The organism is Actinomadura sp. KC345, from assembly GCF_004348515.1.
In the GTDB taxonomy this organism is placed as follows: Bacteria; Actinomycetota; Actinomycetes; order Streptosporangiales; family Streptosporangiaceae; genus Spirillospora.
Genome location: NZ_SMKH01000441.1, coordinates 1 through 4,719, shown reverse-complemented (window position 1 = coordinate 4,719; position 4,719 = coordinate 1). Strand labels below are relative to the sequence as shown.

Genomic DNA, 4,719 nt, shown 5'->3' with positions numbered 1-4,719 from the left:
GGGCTGGGGTACGACGGGTCGATGACGGTCGGCGGCAAGCCCGTCCGGGCGAGCCTGCGGCTGACCCCGTCGGGTCTGGCCACCGGCACGCTGACGGCGGGCGGGCTGAAGGCGGACGTCATCGCGATCGGCGGCGACACCTTCATCAAGGCCGGGCCCGCGTTCTGGCGCGACTACGTGCCCGAGGTCGCGAACGGCGGCTACTACGCCGGCCGGTGGTCCAAGGCACCGAAGTCCGTGCCCGGATTCGACGTGCCGGACGTGCTCGGCCCGAAGGCCATCGCCCGCCTGCTCGCCAAGGCGCCGGCCGAACCGCCCAAGGAGAACGTGAACGGGGTCCCCGCGTACCGGATCAAGGCGCAGGGCGCGGAGTACCTGATGACCGCGGCCGCTCCGCACCGGCTGCTGTCGGTGCACGCGGGCGGGCCGAACGCGCCGCTGTTCAGTGCCGCCCCCGTGCAGGCGCCGGCGGCGCTGTTCGCGGAGCTGCGCCCGAGGGTCGCCAAGCTCGGCGGCGCCACCGACCCGGGGGTGCGCTTCGAGCCCGGGTCGCTGACGTTCGGCAACTGCGACCAGAACCCCAACGGCTGCACGGTGAGCGTCCCCGCCACGCTCTCCGCCCCGAAGGGCAAGGTCCCGGACGGTGCGCGGGCGCAGTTGCTCGCCACGATCACGTCCCAGGGCACGGAGCTCGGCGCCTGCACGGAGTCGAAGCAGGTACCGGCCGACCGGCGCCTGGTGCTGCGCTGCACCGTGACCAGCAAGCGCTGGCGCAACTGGATGCGCAGCGCGCTCGACAACCCCGGCTCCTACCCCTACGGCGCGACGGCGCACGTGGTCGGGGAGGCGGTGTCCGCGGACGAGGTGGACAAGCTGCTCGCCCGGGTCGATCGCGAGCGCGCGGCGGTGGTGAAGCCGCAACCGGCCACGCCCGCCACGCCGGGGCCGACCGGGTCGCGCGAGCCCTCGGGGCGGCCGGAGGTCGCCACATCGCAGACGCCGGGGCGGCCGTGACGCGGTTGACCAGGGGCGGTGACCTCGAACGGAATTCGCGCCATCTACACTGCGGGCTGTGAACTCCACGCCCGCGGGGAGCCGGGTCTCCTCGACGAAGCCCGCGCTGCTGGTCAAGCGGTTGCACGTCGACCTGTGCCGCCAGCGCAGCAGCCTGTGTCCATGATGAACTCGGGGCCCCGTCCAGGTCGTACCACCGGATAGGACCTGCCCGAATCCCGGGGAGCCGAGTGAACTCCGCATCGAAGTGATACGTCTTGTGCTAGTACGGGGTTCACGACCTCCCTGGAAGCGGGACGTCACATGACGGGCGGAGCGACGGCCGCGGTCCATGCCTCCATGACCAGCGGCCACCGGGAACCGGGACAACGGCGGGTGGCCCCTGCCCGTCACGGTCAGAACTCGACCCGTCCCCGAGAACACCATCCCACCCCGGACATACCATGAAGGTAAGCCTAAGTAGCATCACGATCCTGGGTGCCTCCCCCAGGACGGATGCTGCGCGTCGAGGAGGTCTTCCTCTGTGACCAAACAGGTCCAGCAGCTCGACCGCGTCATCATCCGTTTCGCCGGAGACTCCGGCGACGGCATGCAGCTGACCGGCGACCGCTTCACCCAGGAGACGGCGGCGTTCGGCAACGACTTGTCGACGTTGCCGAACTTCCCGGCCGAAATCCGCGCCCCCGCCGGGACCCTCCCCGGCGTGTCCAGCTTCCAGTTGCACTTCGCCGACCACGACATCCTCACCCCGGGCGACGCGCCCAACGTCCTGGTCGCGATGAATCCCGCCGCCCTCAAGGCCAACCTCGGGGACCTCCCCCGCGGGGCGGACCTCATCGTCAACACCGACGAGTTCACCAAGCGCAACCTCGCCAAGGTCGGCTACTCCGAGAACCCCGTCGAGGACGACTCGCTCGCCGAGTACCGCGTGCACGCGCTGCCGCTCACCTCGATGACGGTCACGGCGCTCACGGACTTCGACATCTCCAAGAAGGACGCCGAACGCGCGAAGAACATGTTCGCGCTCGGGCTTCTGTCCTGGCTGTATCACCGTCCCACCGAGGGGACGATCGCCTTCCTGGAGCGGAAGTTCGCCAAGAAGCCCGAGATCATGAAGGCCAACATCGCGGCCTTCCAGGCGGGCTGGAGCTACGGCGAGACCACCGAGGCGTTCTCGACGCAGTACGAGATCAAGCCGGCCGAGCACGAGCCGGGCCTCTACCGCAACATCACCGGAAACCTCGCGCTGGCCTACGGGCTGGTCGCCGCGGGCGTGCAGAGCGGGCTGCCGATCTTCCTCGGCTCCTACCCGATCACCCCGGCGTCCGACATCCTGCACGAGATCTCCAAGCACAAGAAGTTCGGCGTCCGCACGTTCCAGGCCGAGGACGAGATCGCCGCGGTCGGCGCGGCGCTCGGCGCCTCGTTCGGCGGGTCCCTCGGCGTCACCACGACGTCCGGTCCGGGGATCGCGCTGAAGAGCGAGACGATCGGCCTCGGCGTCGCGACCGAGCTTCCGCTGCTGGTCATCGACGTGCAGCGGGCCGGCCCGTCCACCGGGCTGCCGACCAAGACCGAGCAGGCCGACCTGATGCAGGCCATGTACGGCCGCAACGGCGAGGCGCCCGTCCCGGTGATCGCGCCGCAGTCCCCGTCGGACTGCTTCGACGCGGCGCTGGAGGCGGCCCGGATCGCGGTGAAGTACCGCACGCCGGTGATCCTGCTCTCGGACGGCTACCTCGCCAACGGCTCCGAGCCGTGGCGGCTGCCGGACGTGGCGGCGCTGCCGGAGATCGAGCCCGGTTTCGCGGCCCCGTCGCAGGACGAGTTCCGGCCGTTCGAACGCGACCCGGAGACCCTCGCCCGCCCGTGGGCGATCCCCGGCACGGCGGGTCTGGAGCACCGGATCGGCGGCCTGGAGAAGGCCGACGGGTCCGGGAACATCTCCTACGACCCGGCCAACCACGACAAGATGACCCGGCTCCGCCAGGCCAAGATCGACGGGATCGCGAACGACGTCGCACCGCTCGCGGTGGACGACCCGTCCGGTAAGGCACGCGTGCTCGTACTGGGCTGGGGCGGCACGTTCGGTGCCATCTCCGCCGCCGTGCGCCGCGTCCGCGCGGACGGGCAGCACGTCGCCCAGGCGCATCTGCGCCACCTCAACCCGTTCCCCGCGAACCTGCCCGAGGTCCTGCGCTCCTACGACAAGGTCGTCGTCCCGGAGATCAACCTCGGCCAGCTCGCGCTCCTGCTGCGCGGTCGGCTGCTGATCGACGTGATCGGCTACAACCAGGTCCGCGGCCTGCCCTTCAAGGCCGAGGAACTGCAGGGCGTCATCCAGGATGTGATCGACAGTGAGTGACAACGGCTCCAACGGAAACGGCGCCGTGAACGGCAACGGCAAGTCGCTGCTCTCCCTCGTCCCGAAGGCGGACGAGAAGCAGACGATGAAGGACTTCAAGACCGACCAGGAGGTGCGCTGGTGCCCCGGGTGCGGTGACTACGCGATCCTCGCGGCCGTCCAGTCCTTCCTGCCGGAGCTCGGGCTGCGCCGGGAGAACATCACGTTCGTCTCCGGGATCGGCTGCTCGTCGCGGTTCCCGTACTACATGAACACCTACGGGTTCCACTCGATCCACGGCCGCGCGCCCGCGATCGCGACGGGCCTGGCCACGTCCCGTCCGGACCTGTCGGTGTGGGTGGTGACCGGGGACGGCGACGCGCTGTCCATCGGCGGCAACCACCTGATCCACGCGCTGCGCCGCAACGTCAACCTGAAGATCCTGCTGTTCAACAACCGGATCTACGGGCTGACCAAGGGCCAGTACTCGCCGACGTCCGAGCTCGGCAAGATCACCAAGTCGACGCCGATGGGGTCGCTGGACGCGCCGTTCAACCCGCTGTCGCTGGCGATCGGCGCGGAGGGCACGTTCGTCGCGCGGACGATCGACTCCGACCGCAAGCACCTGCAGTCGGTGCTGCGGGCGGCGGCCCAGCACCGCGGAACCGCGCTCGTCGAGATCTACCAGAACTGCAACATCTTCAACGACAACGCGTTCGAGCCGCTGAAGGACGCGTCGGTCCGCGACGACGTCACGGTCCGGCTGGAGCACGGCGAGCCGATCGTGTTCGGCGCGGACCGCTCCAAGGGGCTGCGCCGCAACGCCTCCGGCTCGTTCGAGGTCGTGGACATCGCGGACGTGGGCACCGCGGAACTCGCCGTGCACGACGCCCACAACCCGGACCCGTCGCAGGCGTTCGCGCTGTCGCGGCTGGACCAGCCGGCGTTCGAGCACACCCCGATCGGCATCTTCCGCAGCGTGGACCGCCCGTCGTACGACGAGCTGATGCGGGCCCAGCTCGAAGACGCCGTCGAGTCCGAGGGCAAGGGAGACCTGGCGGCGCTGCTCGGCAGCGGCGACACCTGGCGCATCGACTGAGCACGACCCAAGAGGCCCGGCCCCGGACACCCCGGGGCCGGGCCTTTTTCGCATTGAAACCCAGCGAACGGGGCACCGTTCATCACAAGGTGAGCAACCGGCGAGATCCCTTGGCCGCATTCGGCCGGGACACGGTGCACGACCGCGTCCCTTGCTGACAGACTGCTGAATAGATCATGGAGCCGGGGAGGTGACGATGCGGGTCGTTCCGCGCCGCAACAGGAATCGTCGGCCGAGCGAGGCCCCCACCTCCCCTCAGAAC

The 4,719-nt window shown here is 69.9% G+C and carries 3 protein-coding genes; all 3 read left to right on the top strand.

Annotated elements, in window-relative coordinates; translation table 11 throughout:
* Positions 1–1,014, top strand: a 1,014-nt coding sequence (locus tag E1281_RS37615; protein ID WP_207943748.1) for a hypothetical protein, incomplete at its 5' end; no start/stop codon positions are given.
* A 523-nt stretch (positions 1,015–1,537) separates the two neighbouring features.
* Entirely contained in the window at positions 1,538–3,379 is a 1,842-nt protein-coding gene (locus E1281_RS37610; protein ID WP_131884469.1) for a 2-oxoacid:acceptor oxidoreductase subunit alpha, read from the top strand.
* Positions 3,372–4,457 (top strand): 2-oxoacid:ferredoxin oxidoreductase subunit beta, encoded by a 1,086-nt coding sequence (locus E1281_RS37605; RefSeq protein ID WP_243717776.1) that lies wholly within the window; start codon positions 3,372–3,374, stop codon positions 4,455–4,457. Before E1281_RS37610 ends, E1281_RS37605 begins: the two co-directional genes overlap by 8 nt.
* Positions 4,458–4,719: the final 262 nt, after the last annotated feature.